Annotated in this window: 10 protein-coding genes; 4 read left to right on the plus strand and 6 right to left on the minus strand. The window is 46.7% G+C overall.

All coding sequences use genetic code 11. The annotated features are described in order from the left end of the window. The first annotated feature begins 194 nt into the window (after positions 1–194). Positions 195–527 carry a hypothetical protein gene (locus M1L52_RS15965; RefSeq protein ID WP_248616008.1) on the plus strand — a complete coding sequence of 111 codons (333 nt, stop codon included), beginning with the start codon at positions 195–197 and terminating at the stop codon, positions 525–527. On the opposite strand, the gene M1L52_RS15970 is transcribed toward M1L52_RS15965, so the two are convergent. Then, positions 487–1,668 carry a DUF3078 domain-containing protein gene (locus M1L52_RS15970; protein ID WP_248616009.1) on the minus strand — a complete coding sequence of 394 codons (1,182 nt, stop codon included), beginning with the start codon at positions 1,666–1,668 and terminating at the stop codon, positions 487–489. The two genes, M1L52_RS15965 and M1L52_RS15970, sit on opposite strands and share 41 nt — an antisense overlap. A gap of 174 nt (positions 1,669–1,842) precedes the next feature. Here M1L52_RS15970 and yidC point away from each other — a divergent pair, with 174 nt between their 5' ends. Further along, positions 1,843–3,702: a membrane protein insertase YidC gene (gene yidC, locus M1L52_RS15975; RefSeq protein WP_248616010.1), complete on the plus strand. Its 1,860-nt coding sequence runs from the start codon at positions 1,843–1,845 to the stop codon at positions 3,700–3,702. 151 nt (positions 3,703–3,853) lie between these two features. Then, on the plus strand, positions 3,854–4,831 hold the full coding sequence (locus M1L52_RS15980) for a bile acid:sodium symporter family protein (RefSeq protein WP_248616011.1): 978 nt from the start codon (positions 3,854–3,856) through the stop codon (positions 4,829–4,831). 47 nt (positions 4,832–4,878) lie between these two features. Here the strand turns inward: M1L52_RS15980 and M1L52_RS15985 are convergent, their stop codons facing one another. From M1L52_RS15985 to M1L52_RS15995, 3 genes are all read right to left on the minus strand, one after another. Further along, complete coding sequence (locus tag M1L52_RS15985) at positions 4,879–5,946, minus strand: transposase (protein WP_248616012.1); 1,068 nt, start codon at positions 5,944–5,946, stop codon at positions 4,879–4,881. Positions 5,947–6,172: 226 nt separating this feature from the next. Next, positions 6,173–7,984, minus strand: a complete 1,812-nt coding sequence (locus tag M1L52_RS15990) for a leucine-rich repeat domain-containing protein (protein WP_248616013.1) — start codon at positions 7,982–7,984, stop codon at positions 6,173–6,175. 365 nt (positions 7,985–8,349) lie between these two features. Beyond that, positions 8,350–8,577: a hypothetical protein gene (locus M1L52_RS15995; protein ID WP_248616014.1), complete on the minus strand. Its 228-nt coding sequence runs from the start codon at positions 8,575–8,577 to the stop codon at positions 8,350–8,352. A gap of 446 nt (positions 8,578–9,023) precedes the next feature. On the opposite strand from M1L52_RS15995, the gene M1L52_RS16000 reads away from it, so the two are divergent. Continuing rightward, positions 9,024–9,716: an Abi family protein gene (locus M1L52_RS16000; protein WP_248616015.1), complete on the plus strand. Its 693-nt coding sequence runs from the start codon at positions 9,024–9,026 to the stop codon at positions 9,714–9,716. Between the two features lie 505 nt (positions 9,717–10,221). Here the strand turns inward: M1L52_RS16000 and M1L52_RS16005 are convergent. Together M1L52_RS16005 and dnaE are read right to left on the minus strand one after the other, a co-directional pair. Then, on the minus strand, positions 10,222–12,087 hold the full coding sequence (locus M1L52_RS16005) for a protein-disulfide reductase DsbD family protein (RefSeq protein ID WP_410896792.1): 1,866 nt from the start codon (positions 12,085–12,087) through the stop codon (positions 10,222–10,224). Between the two features lie 21 nt (positions 12,088–12,108). Then, positions 12,109–15,819, minus strand: coding sequence for a DNA polymerase III subunit alpha (gene dnaE / locus M1L52_RS16010; RefSeq protein ID WP_248616016.1), 3,711 nt, complete (start codon positions 15,817–15,819; stop codon positions 12,109–12,111). Positions 15,820–15,822 lie beyond the last annotated feature (3 nt).

Here is a 15,822-nt window from a genome sequence, read left to right on the forward strand (position 1 = left end):
CAATTAATTGATTTAAATTTGGTACTTTTGCAACGAGAAATCGGTAAAAACTCAAAAATCAAATGAAAAAAGCATTTTTTTTCGCGAGATACAGAACATTATTTTTTTTATTGTTCACTATAGCGCTATCGTTTCAAGCCAAAAGCATCAATGCACAACGCCTTGACCTGAGAAACGACAAATTTAATCTAATAATGCAGTTGGACCTAACCAATCAGGACATTATTGTTCCTGATCATGAGCTCTATGGTCCTGTGGCAGGTTTCGTGGGTAAAACAAACCATTCCTTCTACTGGATAGCCGTGAAAGTAGAAAACACGAAGAAGGGAGCCACGATAGAGCTTATAAATGATTTTGGCAGCGAGAACCTCACTGCCAAAATCGTTCAACTCAATGATTCTACTTACGAGCTTACTCAGCTCAAGGGAAGCACACTTAGGCTTCCCGAAGGTGGGAAATGGCAGAAGATGCCCACTTCCCTTATTTTCAGAAGCTGCAAGAGAAGCCCAGAGAAGAGTACTCCTTAAACTGCCAGTATCCCAACTCCTCGTCACGAGTATTCGAATCGTCGAAGCGTGGGAAGAGGAACAGGTTAGCTGTGATATATTTCGACACGCGCAGCTCGAAAGTATTTTCCCATTCCATCTCTACACGGTGATAAGAAGTGAAGGCATAAAGTCTTGTCTTCCATTTCACCACGTCACTCATCTTCCATTCGAGCGAGGATGTAAGCTGCGAACCAAAGTCTGTCAGCGAATGAGTATGCTTATCTATCTTCACGCCGAAGCTCTTTGCCAAATCTGTTCTGTCCACATATCTGTAGTTGATTGCCAACGGAGACATGTTGACAGTACCAGTAAGACGCTTATTGAACCATTCCACCTTATAATCCATACCGAGACCTAAGTTAAGGTTGAAAGGTGACATGAAGTCAGAATAGACTTTCTTATTGTTTGGCTTCAGGCCATGTGTAAACTGTGTATATGCAAGCACCTGAAGAGTGTAGTACCATCTGTCTATAGCCTGCAGACCAATCTTACCTGTGTAACGGATGAGGTCTTCGTTTGTTTTGAACTCATTCACTGTGTCAGAAGGGGATGTCTGGAAGCCGAGTTTCATCTCCAGTTTGTTATCCCACTTCCAGCGTGACTTGTTGTCATAGTTTGCCTCAAGCGTTAGACCGGCAATAGCTGAATAGTTGCTCTCGCCACCTTTGTACCAGTTCTCAGACACATAGTTCTGCATGAACTGCAGATAGCCATCGGCCTTGTTTGTCCAAAACTTTGGCTTCTCGACAACTATCTCCACTGGGTCAGCCACAGGCATCATCTCAGGCATGGGCTCAGCCTCGTCAACGATTGCCACCTCCTGCTGAATGGGAGCGTCGAGGTCCTGGCGCAACTCTCCCGACTCGTTCATCTCCTTCTCGGAGTTTCTCACCAAGTCAGGTCGCTCCAGATAGATACGCATCAGCGCTGATGAAATCTCCTCACTCAGTTCGTCATCACTCTGGGCAGAAGTGAGTTTCAACTGGTTCTGAGCCACAGAATGATAGAAAGTCAACGGACCGAAAAGAGGATACAGCTGTCCGCTTGACATTTTTCCCGACTGTGCAGAACTCATGCCAACCAGCATGGTTGCTGCAAAAAACAACAATATTTTCTTCATAACTGGCTGCAAAGATAGTGTTTTTTTCTCTTTTTGCATCTAAAAAAATGTTCAAAATGCAATAAACCGAAAAAAAGTTAGTACTTTTGCGCCTTAATTGCGTATTGTGCTTTCTTTGAAAGTAGATTAACGGAAGTCTAAACACAGAGTAACAAAAAATAATAACACATAAAAATGAACAAAGACACATTAACCGGATTCGTATTAATTGGTATTGTGCTCATTGGCTTCTCTTGGTGGAACCAGCCATCGGAGGAACAGATAGCAGAATACCAGCGCCAGCAGGACAGCATCGCTGCAGTACAGAGCGACTTAGAGGCTAAGCAAAAAATGGCAGAGGCTGAGCGCAAGGATAGTTTCGTAATAACGAATCAAGACAGCGCCATCGTAAAGCAGGAAGCTAAAGACATAGTGCTGAAGAACGAGAAGGTTGAGCTAACCCTTTCAACCAAAGGCGGCACTTTGACCCAGGCCATCATCCTCGGCTTCGAGGATAAGGACTCTGCCGAAAACCTCACGCTCTTCACTCCTGAAGACCAGCAGATGAACTTCATGCTGGCTGGCAAAAGCGAGAACTTCAGCACACAGGAGCTTTTCTTCACTCCGACAAACGTTACAGACCGCACCGTAACGATGACTGCTCCTATGCAGAACGGAGGTAGCATAATCCTCGACTATGAGCTTGGCGAAGACTACATGCTCCACTTCTCTCTTGCCACAAAAGGCATGAGCGGCATGTTTGCTCCTAACTACAACGCAGTTGACATCAACTGGAACTCACGCGCACGTCAGCAGGAGAAAGGATTCATGTTTGAAAATCGCTACGCCACCCTCACCTACAAAGAGAAGGATGGCGGCACCGACTACCTCAGCGAGACCTCTGACGTCAATGAGACTGTAGAGGAAGCCCTTGACTGGGTAGCATTCAAGAACCAGTTCTTCTCAGCAGTCCTCATTTCCAAGGACGACTTTGCAAAGAACGCAAAGCTCACAAGCACCCCGCAGGAGAAAGGCTCTGGCTACCTGAAGAACTACGACGCAGCACTTAGCACAGTTTTCGATCCCTCTGGCGCCAAAGCCTCAGAGTTCGAGATGTATATCGGTCCCAACGATTTCCGTCTTATTAAAGATGTGGAAGAGCAGAGCCGTTTCGGCAAGGATCTCGACCTCGAGCAGCTTGTCTATCTTGGATGGCCTCTGTTCCGTTGGATAAACCGTTGGTTCACGCTCTATGTCTTCGACTGGCTCACAGGCTTCGGTCTCAACATGGGCATTGTGCTCATCCTCATCACCATGCTTCTGAAGGCTATCACCTACCCCATGGTGAAGAAGAGCTACATGTCATCGGCAAAGATGCGCGTGCTGAAGCCAAAACTCGAAGAGGCAACCAAAGAGTACGACAAGCCCGAAGATCAGATGAAGAAGCAGCAGGCAATGATGCAGCTCTACACCCAGTATGGCGTGTCACCCCTCTCAGGCTGTCTGCCCATGCTCATCCAGATGCCTATCTGGATTGCCATGTTCAACTTCGTGCCAAACGCCATCCAGCTGCGCCGTGAGTCATTCCTCTGGATTGACGACCTCTCTACCTATGACCCCATCATTGAGTGGAGCACAAACATCTGGATGATTGGCGATCACCTGTCGCTCACCTGTATCCTCTTCTGTGTATCCAACATTCTCTATAGCTACATGACCATGCGTCAGCAGCGTGACCAGATGGTTGGTCAGCAGGCAGATCAGATGAAGATTATGCAGTGGATGATGTATCTCATGCCACTTGCGTTCTTCTTCATGTTCAACGACTACTCAGCAGGTCTTAACTTCTACTACTTCGTGTCACTCTTCTTCTCCGCTGCCATCATGTGGATCCTCCGCAAGACCACAAACGATGAAAAGCTCCTCGCCATCCTCGAGGCTCGCTATAAGGAGAACAAGAACAACCCAAAGAAGCAGAGCACACTCGCTGCTCGCTTGGAGGCCCTGCAAAAGCAGGCTGACGAGCTGCAGCGCCAGCGTAATAACAGGAAGTAAATCATACTCACATATTATTATAATAGTTGAGGTGGCAGTTTCTCTCTACCACCTCAATTCGTTTTATTATATCCTATCATGACAATTTATTTCCAGATTTCATGCCTATCACAATCATTTTTATTACTTTTGCAGCCAAAATAAAGAAACTATGATGATACAACCAATGATACGACTAAGCCGTTGGCTTGCTGGCAATGCCTCGCTGTTTATTATTGCCATTGCCATACTGACCTTCTTTCTGCCTGAACTCTTCGTGTGGGTGAGAGGCACAACTCAGACCGTCATTCTAGGCATTATCATGCTGACAATGGGACTAACGCTGACTACTGATGACTTCCGCATACTAGCCCGCAGGCCACTGGACATTCTTTTAGGTACGTGTGCACAATTCTTCATCATGCCATGCGTTGCCTACCTGTTAACACGTGTGTTTCATCTGGAACCAGCCTTAGCATTGGGCATATTGCTGGTGGGTTGCTGTCCGGGTGGTGTGTCGAGCAACATCATGTCATATCTCTGTCACGGTGATGTAGCCTTCTCGGTAGGCATGACCTGCGCATCCACCCTACTCGCTCCCGTCATGACACCCTTGTTGATGCAACTCACGGCTGGGGAGATTATTGAGATAGATGCCGTCGGCATGTTCCTGAACATTCTCATAGTGACAATTATCCCTGTTGGAATAGGCTGTTTCTTGAATTACACCTATTCAAACAGCAGGCATTTCCCCACCATACAAAGCCTGATGCCCGGTCTCAGCGTGATATGTCTGGCTTGCATCGTAGGCGGAGTTATCTCAACAGTACACGATGATTTGATAGCTCGCGGACTGTGGCTCTTCCTTTGGACCTTTGCTGTGGTGTTCTGTCACAACACGCTGGGCTATATCTTCGGCTACATGGCTGGTCGCATAGCTGGCTTTACTCAAGCTAAGAAGCGCACCATCAGTATTGAGGTGGGCATGCAGAATGCGGGACTCGCCACAGTTCTTGCTGGCAACTTCTTCGCCGCCCAGCCCCTGGCTGTACTACCTTGTGCCATCAGTTGCGCCTGGCATAGCATCAGTGGCACCATACTGGCAGGCATCTTCCTGCGCTTCGACAAGAAAACGAAAAAGGGCTGCTAAAAAAGTATGTCAACGTCACCGGACATGTTGGAATATAAAAACTGACATTATCGCTCACATATCATTTTGGCCATATCGTTCAGGGCCATACATTGATTACGCCGAATGGTTAGCCGCTCGTTATGATGTTCCCACGGAGCAAGCAACAACAGCTGGCCGCGAGCACAGGCTTCTATACGCTTGCCACCAGGCTTCGCCAAGTCAGTGAAGCCATTCTCCTGAAGAACAATAATCGGCAGACCTTCCTCAAAGGCTGCTCTCATTACCAGTTTCTCGCCTTTTGATATGCAGGGTGACACCAACACAGCGCCACTTCTGGCCTGTTCGAGCCATTCATTCTGCTTCTCCGCTATCTGCTCATCGGTGAGGCGGCGTGAGCATTGCACCTGCAGTCTTATGGGGCGCTCCAGCAGGAAACGGTTGCCAATTGCCGAGAACTGCTGACTTCCAACCATTAACCCTCGCTGAACTCGGAACAGGTCCGGCTGCTCGCGTTTCATCAACAGACGGCGCGGGTTGTCGTTCAGATAGTCCAGCCATCGCTGCAGCTGTCCTTCACGTAGCAGCAACTTATCGTTGAAGCCGCGGGCAAAAAGAAGCCCATGCGTTCGGTCTTCGCCTCGCCGCTTCTCCCCTTGCGCGCCCTTTTCCGTTTGCTGCGCTCCTCGTTCTGTCTGTTGCGACTGAGTCGCAACACACGAAACCCCAAGAACCAGCTCCCTGTAGCTGCGGTTGCAGCCAGTCTTAAACCCACGAATGATGCGGCTGAGGTCTTTCTCCATCTTCTCTTTGATAAAGATAATGCCATGCAAGTGGTCAGGCATCATCTGTAGGGCTATAATCTCCACCTGCGGGTAGTACTTAGGTATTCCCATCCATTCCTCTGAGACGCGCAGCCCCAGTTCGCTCAGCTCCATTCTCGGAGCTTCTGCACTATCTGCAGGCGCATCGCTTCGCCCTACTACCCTACCAAACAGTGGACGGCGGCCTTCCGTCACCATCGTCACCATATACATCATGCGCTCTGTGTAGTCGTGTCCCACACAGCGTCTCAGCATTGACGGTTTCTTCTCGCCCGCAAATGCTTTCTGGCTCTCATAGACCTCGCGCTTCATATGGCAAAGATACGGAATAATTATTTACCATACAAAGAATCGAACGAAAAAGTGCACAGCAGGGTCGGTTCCGCTGTGCACTCAAATAATAAACTAAGAAAGTTGTCAATACCAAGCTTTCCAGAATTATAATCAAAACGCAAGACGTGTCGATATCAGATTCTAAAGTGGATCAGCGGAACCGTCCCGCTGATCCTTAGGCGTCAGCCCCCCCCTGCGGCTTGAGTTATTTCATTATTATCTTCACACTCTTCTCACCAATTTTTACGATTGCCACGTTGCCAGGTTGCAGGGCGGTGTTGATGGTTGCAGAGCCATTCTCACTGACGGCAGAGCCTGCCTTGGTGCCATTGATGCTATATACGCTGACTTGCTCGCCATCGTTGCAGCCATGCACGTTGACAGTGCCTCCCTCGCCCTGTATCAGCACGGCATTGGCTGGGATGTTAGCCATACCATTGATGATGCCTTCTTCAATAAACACAAAGTCTTTCCATCCGTCTGTTGCCTTGTACTTGTCGATAGTACCCTTAGGTACATATAATGTAGCGTTATTAAAGGTGTTTTTGGAAAAAGTCCTTGAGCTCGAAGATTTACCCTCTATATAAAATGGATTTTCTATAAGAGAAATTACAGTTGGAATATCTACGCCATCGAAAGCCCCTTTTCCAATGCTCGTCACGCTATTTCCAATAGTGACAGAAGTTAATCCACTACATTCATAGAACGCCTGATATCCAATGCTCGTTACACTATTAGGAATAGTGATAGAAGTTAATCCACTACAGTCATAGAACGCCCGAACTCCAATGCTCGTCACGCTATTCGGAATAGTGATAGAAGTTAATCCACTACAGCCAGAGAACGTAGATCCATCTATGCTCGTCACATTATTGGGAATAGTGACAGAAGTTAATCCACTACAGCCATTGAACGCAGAACCTCCAATGCTCGTCACGCTATTCGGAATAGTGACAGAAGTTAATCCACTACAGCCATAGAACGCATCATTTCCAATGCTCGTCACACTATTAGGAATAGTGACAGAAGTTAATCCACTACAGCCATGGAACGCATATTTTCCAATGCTCGTCACACTGTTGGGAATTATTAAGTCAGTTATTTTCGTATTTTCATCGCTATAAAGATGATGGGCATAAGTTAACGGATTGGAATTGTAATCACCAAAGGATATTCCACACCATGCAGCAATGTTAGAAACAATCACTTTTTTTAGATTTGAGCAATAAGAAAACGCTTCCTTTCCAATGCTCGTCACACTATTTCCAATAGTGACAGAAGTTAATCCACTACAGAGATAGAACGCTTCATTTCCAATGCTCGTCACACTATTAGGAATTATTAAGTCTGTTATTTTCGTATTTTCATCGCTATAAAGATTATGGGCATAATATAACGGATTGGATTCGTAACCACTAAAGGATATTCCACACCATGCAGCAATGTCAGAAACAATCACTTTTTTTAGATTTGAGCAATTATAAAACGCAGCACTTCCAATGCTCGTCACACTATTTCCAATAGTGACAGAAGTTAATCCACTACAGCCAGAAAACGCTTCCTTTCCAATGCTCGTCACACTATTAGGAATAGTGACAGAAGTTAAGCCAGTGCAATTGCTGAACGCCCAAATTCCAATGCTCGTCACACTATTTGGAATAGTGACAGAAGTTAATCCACTACAGCCAGAGAACGTAGATCCATCTATGCTCGTCACACTATTAGGAATAGTGACAGAAGTTAATCCACTACAGTCATAGAACGCAGAACCTCCAATGCTCGTCACCCTTCGTGTCCGATTCATGAATGTTACTTCTTCTGGTATAACTACATTTCCAGAATATTCATTGGAATAACTACTATAATAAGCACCACGATAGGTGACTTCCAATTCCGTGCCATCATTCACATAAATGTAATAAATGGTAACACCGTCAGCATTTTTAACTTCAATGTCATGTGCACTTGCCACCATTGGTAGCATCATCAATAACATTAATAGAAATTGTTTTTTCATAATCATATAGGTTTTAAGTTTAGAATTATACACAAAATGAAAACGTGGACAATTTACTTCGTCTACGTTCCTTCCAGGTATCGCCAAACACCTAACAATCTTAAACGAGTAAATGCCCACGCCTAATGGCGTGAACTCCTACTTTACGTTCTTGATTGTTCTTTCGAGATTTGGCGATTTCGGAAAGGAACAAGAATCTAAAAGTGGATATTCATCCTATATGTCCTTTTAAAAGTAATATCTTTCTCAGCCCATAGGCATCGCGGTTTTAAAGGTTATACATTATCTATCCAGTCCTCAATTTTGAGGCCTTCAATGTGATTAAAGTGCTTCACATTATGAGTAACGATGGTAAGATTTGCTATCTATGCGTTTGCTGTCCTAGCACTACGTATATCGCTGACTATTTCATCGGCAGAACGGTCTTCTTTCCAAGCACCAACGAAACGGTCTGCCCAGCCGGACTCAGCCTTTGCAGGTTTTGCCAGCGACAATGTCCTGATGAATGTCAGCATCTTCTTCATTGCTAATTCATTGTCCAATAGAGGACTCATTTCACGGAACAATTCTGTTCGTAATTGTATAGCTGTCATATCATGCATGTTTTGTTTCTGTCTGCAAATATAAACACTATTTCCGATACTTCCAAACTTTTGAAGAAGAAACTAGGCACATATGTTTGATATGCATTATAAATACACACTAGTGTTTAGTTAGAACGCACGCAGCGTTTAGTAAGAACGCTCACAAGAAAAAGAGAAGTTTAACTTTGCTCTGAGAGATGTTTAACTTTACTCTGAGAGATGTTTAACTTCTCTCGGATCAAAGTAAAGGTTCTCTATAATCCACTTAATTGTATTCTTTGTTTGGTGTTCTTGTTCTAACAGTTTTGTAACATATGTCAGGGGACTCCTCTGACATAACGATACAGAATAGTTTTTCTCTATTTTTCTTTGAAAAAACATAGAGATAGTCTCAAATTACGAGTATTTTGAGTATCTTTGCATAATATAATAATAGACATAGAGAAATCATAAAAATGAAATACGAGGAATTTGAAGGACTCTTCTCTGCCAAAAGAATGAAGAAATACCTGCAGGCTTGTGGAGGTGACACCCGCAGGGCAATGACACTATATCGATATAACCTGAAATTGTCACAGGAGATGTTTACAATAATAAGTTGTTTCGAGGTAGTGCTACGTAATCGTATAGACGTGCAAATGGTAGATCATCTCGGTACTGACTGGCTGCGAGATGCCATTCTTCCCAATGGTGCACTATATTACGATCGCCGTGTGGAAAACACACGGAAGATTATAGAAAAAGCTTACAACGGATTGATGCGTGAAGGGAATTACTCACATTCAAAGTTACTGTCGGAGATGGAATTTGGTGTTTGGAAGTACATGTTCTCTAATGCTACCTACGCATTAATGGGTCAGATACTTCTTCGTATATTTCCAAATAAGCCTAAGTCAACGCGTCAGTGTAGATACGACAACACATATATCTTTCAGGAATTGGACTATATCAATAAGCTACGCAATAGAATAGCGCACCATGAACCAATATGCTTTGCCCGTCCCAACCCAGTAATCGACACGAATTACGTAATCAACCAATATGCACGCATGATGCGGCTTTTCAATTGGATGAATGTTGATGGACCATCGTTAGTCTACGGTTTAGATCATATAGCCCAAGTAAGCGGAAAAGTGATGTGCATATAACATTCACGCAAATAATTGCAAAAAAATTTGGAAGTTTAAAGAACAATTCATATCTTTGCAACGTTGATTCCCGGCAGCCTCTGATTTTCAAGCTGTCGGGTCTGTTTTTATAAACAGCGCACACAAAGAGGCAGACTCCTTGTGTGCGCTTTTCGCTTTATGCGGTATGTCAGGGGACAGTCCCTGACACGCTATAAAGACACACTAGTGTTTAGTAAGAACGCATGTAGCGTTTAGTAAGAACTCAACAAGTGATTGGTAAGAACGCTCACAAGAGAAAGAGAAGTTTAATTATATTCTTTGTTTGCTGTTCTTATTCTGGCAGTTCTGTAATATAGTTCTGACATCCTTGTATTCTGGTTCTTACTATCTTGAAAACCAAAGTCGTCGATTTTGGTGACCAAACTCGTCGACTTTGGTCACCAAACTCGACGAGTTTGTAAAAAAGTATAGTCAGATCTACATCGCAGTCCTGACTATAACACATCGCTATTCTGTCTTGAATCTACTTATTTCTGAGCCCCTCATTGAGGAATTCTACATAGGCATCAACATCTTCATCATAGGAACGGGGAGAAGCAAGCTGATGTCCGTCGCTGTCAAGAAGAACATAGAAAGGCTGGGCATTGGCACCGAACTTGGAACGCTGCAGATAGCTCCACTTGTCGCCAATGGTGCGAAGAGTACGCTTCTGGCCATTCTCAGTTATCTCAATTGGTTCGGGAAGCGACGTTTTATCATCAACATAAAGGGAGATGAGAACATAGCGGTTCTTGATTATCTCAGCCACACGAGGATTGGTCCACACGGCAGCCTCCATCTTGCGACAGTTCACGCAACCATAGCCTGTGAAGTCGAGCAGCACAGGCTTGCCCTGCTGACGAGCAGCCTCCATGCCGAGGTCGTAGTCACGATACTGGGCTTCAGTTACAACAGATGATGACTGCAGACGGAAGTCCTGAGTGCTCATGGGAGGGGTGAAGGCTGAGATGGCTTTCAATGGTGCTCCCCAAAGGCCAGGTATCATATAGACGGTGAAGGCGAGTGAAGCCATAGCAACGAAGAGTCGGGGCACGGAGATATGACGATTGTCATCATCGTGAGGCAGTTTCAGCCAGCCAAGGAGATAGAAGCCAAGACAGCCGAAGATTACTATCCACAGTGCAATGAACACCTCGCGGTCGAGAAGATGCCATCCGTAGGCAAGGTCAGCAACAGAGAAGAACTTCAACGCGAAGGCAAGCTCTATGAAGCCAAGGGTAACCTTTATTGCGTTCATCCAACTGCCAGACTTCGGCGCAGCCTTGAGCAGCGAGGGGAAGAGGGCAAAGAGAGTGAACGGAACAGCCAGCGCTATGGCGAAGCCAAGCATGCCCACTGCTGGCGAGAGTATGCTGCCTTGGGCAGATACTGCCACGAGCAAGAACCCGATGATGGGACCTGTACACGAGAATGAGACGAGCGACAGGGTGAAAGCCATTAGGAAGATGGAGAGCAGTCCTGTAGTTGCCTCCGACTTCTGGTCAATCTTGTTAGACCACGATGAGGGAAGTGTGAGCTCGAAAGCGCCCAAGAACGATGCCGCAAAAGCGACAAGGAGCAGACAGAAGAAGATGTTGAACACGGCGTTGGTGGCCATAGCATTGAGGGCGCTGGCTCCAAAGAGCAGCGTGACTGCAAGACCGAGAGCAACATATATAACAACGATGCTCAGTCCGTAGAGCATGGCTTCACGTACTGCCTTTCTGCGATTCTTGTTACGTTTAAGGAAAAACGAGACGGTCATAGGAATTATTGGCCACACACAAGGAGTGAACAGAGCAAGTAGTCCGCCTAAGGCACCCTCAAAAAAGATTAGCCAGAGAGAGGCATCACCATTCTCCGCAGAAGAAGGTTCTCTTCCCTGCCCTACTGAAGATGTCTCGGAGCCACTCTTCTTCAGTTCGCATGTCGATGGTGGCAGACAAGCCTCATCGCTGCATGCCCCATACTCAAGATAGCAGTCAATGATGTAGTCAGGACGCAAGATGCGTATCTTCTGAACAAAGGTGGCACTGTTCTCGAAGTAGCGCAGCTCCTTGCCAAACATGCTGTCGAACTGCGTTATCTCGTCGCCACGGGCTACAAGTGAGTCAACGGTCTCTGCTCCGTCCATTGTAACAACATTGAATGTTGCTGACACAGGACCATCACTACCGAGATTTGTGGAATAGACATGCCATCCGCTGTCTATCTTACCAGTGAACACAATCTCTGCTTCTCCATTGTCGCCAACTATCAGTTCCGAGCTGAAACTGACAGGGTCGAGCATCTGTGCCTGAGCCACAAGAGCCAGTAGGCAAGAGAGCGCTATAAAAAATATCTTTTTCAATTTGTGGTCGTGTAAAAAGAATCAGTTAATCTTATAGTCAAGAGCCTCGGTGCGCTCAACGAAATCGATGAGAGAGTGACGCACGTCAACCATCTTTGTCTGTGAGCGGAGCAGCACATGGTGCTTACCTGACGAGTCACGCAACTGGAAGAAGAGCTTTGTCTTTCCCTTATGTTCATCGATGAGCTCACTTAGCTCGGTTACAATCTTATCGTCGAGCAAGTCGGTATTCAGAGAGATTGTAATGCGATCAATGGCTTTCTCCTTAACAGTCTGGAGCAGTTCGACATTGCTGACCTTAAGCTCCTTCTGGTCGCTATAGGCAAAGCGCGACGCCATTTTGCCCGTGATATAGACAGCAGCCCCCTCTATGAACTTGCCGTTGAGGTTGAGCCAATCGTCGCCAAAGAGCACCAACTCGCCTGAGCCATCGAAATCTTCGAGGGTGACGATGCCCCAAGGCTTATTGTTCTTGCCGAAGCGTTGCTGAATGCCGGTAACGATACCACCCAGCGTCACGTCATCGTGGTCGGTAAGGGAGGCACAGCGGTCTGCCAAATCGGTACACTTGGCATTGCAGAGGTTGTCGAGCACAATCTTATACTCATCGAGCGGATGGGCAGAGAGATAGATGCCGACAAGGTCGCGTTCCTTGTTCAAGCGCTCTATGTCGCTCCATCGTTCATCGGTCTTGGGGATAGGAGGCGTGGCAATCTCTATGCTATCGAAGCCTCCGAAGAGAGAATTCTGAGCCTCATTCTTGGCCTGAATATACAACAGACCATAACGCACGAGCGAATCGAGGAACGTCTGTCCTTTGGAGTCTTCCACAAAGAAGGCTTCACGACGGATGCCAAAGGAGTCAAAGCCGCCGCTGAGTGCTAACGACTCATAGGCCTTGCGGTTAACGCTCTGGCTGACGCGCTCAGCAAAATTGAATATCGAAGTGAACGGACCATTAGCATCGCGCTCCTTAATGATAGCCTCAGCCACAGAGTCGCCCATGCCTTTGATGGCTGCAAGACCGAAGCGTATCTCACCCTTGTGGTTAACACCAAACTTAAGATACGACTCGTTGACATCAGGTCCAAGCGTGGCAATGCCCATCTGCTTGCACTCATCCATCAACTTGGTTATCTCCGTTATCTGGTCGCGACGACGTGTCATGATGGCAGCCATATACTCTGCCGGATAGTTCGCCTTGAGATATGCTGTCTGGTATGCCACCCATGAATAGCAGGCAGCATGTGACTTGTTGAACGCATAGGAAGCGAATTTCTCCCAGTCAGCCCATATCTTATCGAGCACCTTCGGGTCGTGACCGTTTTTCTTTCCACCCTCAATGAACTTCGGTTTCATGGCGTCAACGATATCCTTCTTCTTCTTACCCATAGCCTTACGCAGAGCATCACTCTCACCACGGGTGAAGTCAGCAAGCTGACGGGAGAGAAGCATCACCTGCTCCTGATAGACGGTGATGCCGTAGGTATCCTTGAGGTACTTCTCCATGCATGGTATGTCGTACTTTATCTCCTCACGTCCGTTCTTTCGTGCAATGAACGATGGGATATAGTCCATAGGTCCTGGACGATAGAGGGCGTTCATGGCGATGAGGTCTTCAAACACTGTGGGATGAAGCTCACGCAGGTATTTCTGCATGCCTGCCGACTCAAACTGGAACGTGCCGACGGTGCGTCCCTGCTGATAAAGCTCGTAGGTCTTAGGATCATCAATGGGAATTGTATCGAGGTCAACGTCAATGCCTCGCGTTATCTTGATGTTCGCACAAGCCTCCTTCAACTCGGAGAGGGTCTTCAGTCCGAGGAAGTCCATCTTGATGAGACCTGTTGACTCGATGACATGACCATCGTACTGCGTACAGTTGGTCTTTGTGTCCTTGAAGTCGGGGTCATCGGCAGTGCTCACTGGCACCCAGTCGCTGATAGGGTCACGACAGATGATGAAGCCACAGGCATGGATACCCGTACCGCGAACGGTACCTTCCAGCATCTTGGCATATTTGATGGTATTGGCAAGAACTGGATCACTGGATGCCTCAGCATCTTTCAACTCTGGCGTACACTTTATGGCATTGGCAAGATTCATCTTCAATCCATCGGGCAGACGGTCAGGGATGGCCTTGCAGAGAGCATTAGACTGTGCCAACGGAAGTTTCTCAACACGAGCAACGTCCTTAATGGAGTTCTTTGTAGCCATCGAGGCATAAGTGATGATGTGTGCACAGTTCTCGTGACCATACTTATCCATAACCCACTTAAGCACACGACCACGACCATCATCATCGAAGTCGGTATCGATATCAGGCAGTGAGATACGGTCTGGATTCAAGAAGCGCTCGAACAGCAGGTCATACTTCAACGGGTCTATCTTAGTGATGCCGAGACAATAAGCCACCACACTTCCTGCTGCAGAGCCACGACCTGGTCCTACCATCACTCCCAGCTCGTCACGGGCTGAATTAATAAAGTCCTGCACGATAAGGAAGTAGCCTGGGAAACCCATGGTCTTCATGATATGGAGCTCGAAGCGCACACGATCATCAACTTCCTTAGGTAACTCCTCACCATAGCGGTGGCGAGCGCCTTCATATGCCAGTTTTGCCAGATAGTCGGCCTCGAACTTTATGCGATAGATTTTATCGTAGCCACCAAGCTTCTTTATCTTCTTCTCACCCTCTTCTGGCGAAAGCTGGTTCTCACCGTTCTCGTCAGTGGTAAACTCCTTGTAGAGGTCTGCTTCAGTGAACTTCTTACGCCATTCTTCCTCTGTACCGAACGACTCCGGGATGGGGAAGAATGGCATGATGGGGTCGTGGTCGAGAGAATAGATCTCGACTTTGTCAAGAATCTCAAGAGTATTGGAAAGAGCCTCTGGCACATCGCTGAAGATGTCGTTCATCTCAGCCTTTGTCTTAAACCACTCCTGCTTGGAATAGAGCATTCGCGTGGGGTCGTCGAGATCCTTACCTGTAGAGAGGCAGAGCAGGTGGTCATGAGCCTCGGCATTCTCCTGGTCAACGAAATGCACATCGTTAGTACAGATGAGCTTTATGCCATACTCATGGGCAAGTTCAATAAGCACTTTGTTTGCCTGTTGCTGCAAGGGGAAGGTCTCACGATTAGCACGTATAGAGGGGTCTTTAACCTCATGGCGCTGAAGCTCCAGATAGTAGTCATCACCAAAGATATTGTGATACCACTCTATGGCCTCACGTGCACCAGCGATGTCGCCATTAAGGATTTTCTTGGGCACCTCACCGGCAATACAGGCAGAGCAGACGATGAGGCCTTCGTGATAGCGCTCAAGGTCAGCACGGTCAGTACGCGGGCGCATATAGTATCCATCAACCCACGAGTTACTGACAATCTTGATGAGGTTCTTGTAGCCAGTATAGTTTTTTGCAAGCACTATGAGGTGATAGCCGCTCTGGTCCTGCTTGCCGTTCTTCTGTTCCTTGGGACCATAGCGTGCCACATACATCTCACAACCGAAAATGGGCTTGAATGGCTCAAGACCTTCTTTCTTGCGCCCTTTGTTCACGCCCATGACTATGTCGTGAAACTCCTTAATTCCGAACATGTCACCATGGTCAGTGATCGCCATGCCTCGCATGCCGTCGCCAATGGCTTTCTCGACAAGGCTCTTTATCTTCGACTGTCCGTCAAGGATAGAATAATATGTATGTACATGAAGGTGAATGAAATCTTCCATTAT

The sequence above is a fragment of the Prevotella sp. E13-27 genome (assembly GCF_023217965.1).
GTDB lineage: Bacteria > Bacteroidota > Bacteroidia > Bacteroidales > Bacteroidaceae > Prevotella.

Excerpts from the sequence above, each read along its gene's own strand:
- yidC (WP_248616010.1), top strand. The coding sequence starts at position 1,843 with ATGAACAAAGACACATTAACCGGATTCGTATTAATTGGTATTGTGCTC.
- M1L52_RS16000 (WP_248616015.1), top strand. The coding sequence starts at position 9,024 with ATGAAATACGAGGAATTTGAAGGACTCTTCTCTGCCAAAAGAATGAAG.
- M1L52_RS15980 (WP_248616011.1), top strand. The coding sequence starts at position 3,854 with ATGATGATACAACCAATGATACGACTAAGCCGTTGGCTTGCTGGCAAT.
- M1L52_RS15985 (WP_248616012.1), bottom strand. The coding sequence starts at position 5,946 with ATGAAGCGCGAGGTCTATGAGAGCCAGAAAGCATTTGCGGGCGAGAAG.
- M1L52_RS15995 (WP_248616014.1), bottom strand. The coding sequence starts at position 8,577 with ATGACAGCTATACAATTACGAACAGAATTGTTCCGTGAAATGAGTCCT.
- M1L52_RS15990 (WP_248616013.1), bottom strand. The coding sequence starts at position 7,984 with ATGAAAAAACAATTTCTATTAATGTTATTGATGATGCTACCAATGGTG.
- M1L52_RS15965 (WP_248616008.1), top strand. The coding sequence starts at position 195 with ATGCAGTTGGACCTAACCAATCAGGACATTATTGTTCCTGATCATGAG.
- M1L52_RS15970 (WP_248616009.1), bottom strand. The coding sequence starts at position 1,668 with ATGAAGAAAATATTGTTGTTTTTTGCAGCAACCATGCTGGTTGGCATG.
- dnaE (WP_248616016.1), bottom strand. The coding sequence starts at position 15,819 with ATGGAAGATTTCATTCACCTTCATGTACATACATATTATTCTATCCTT.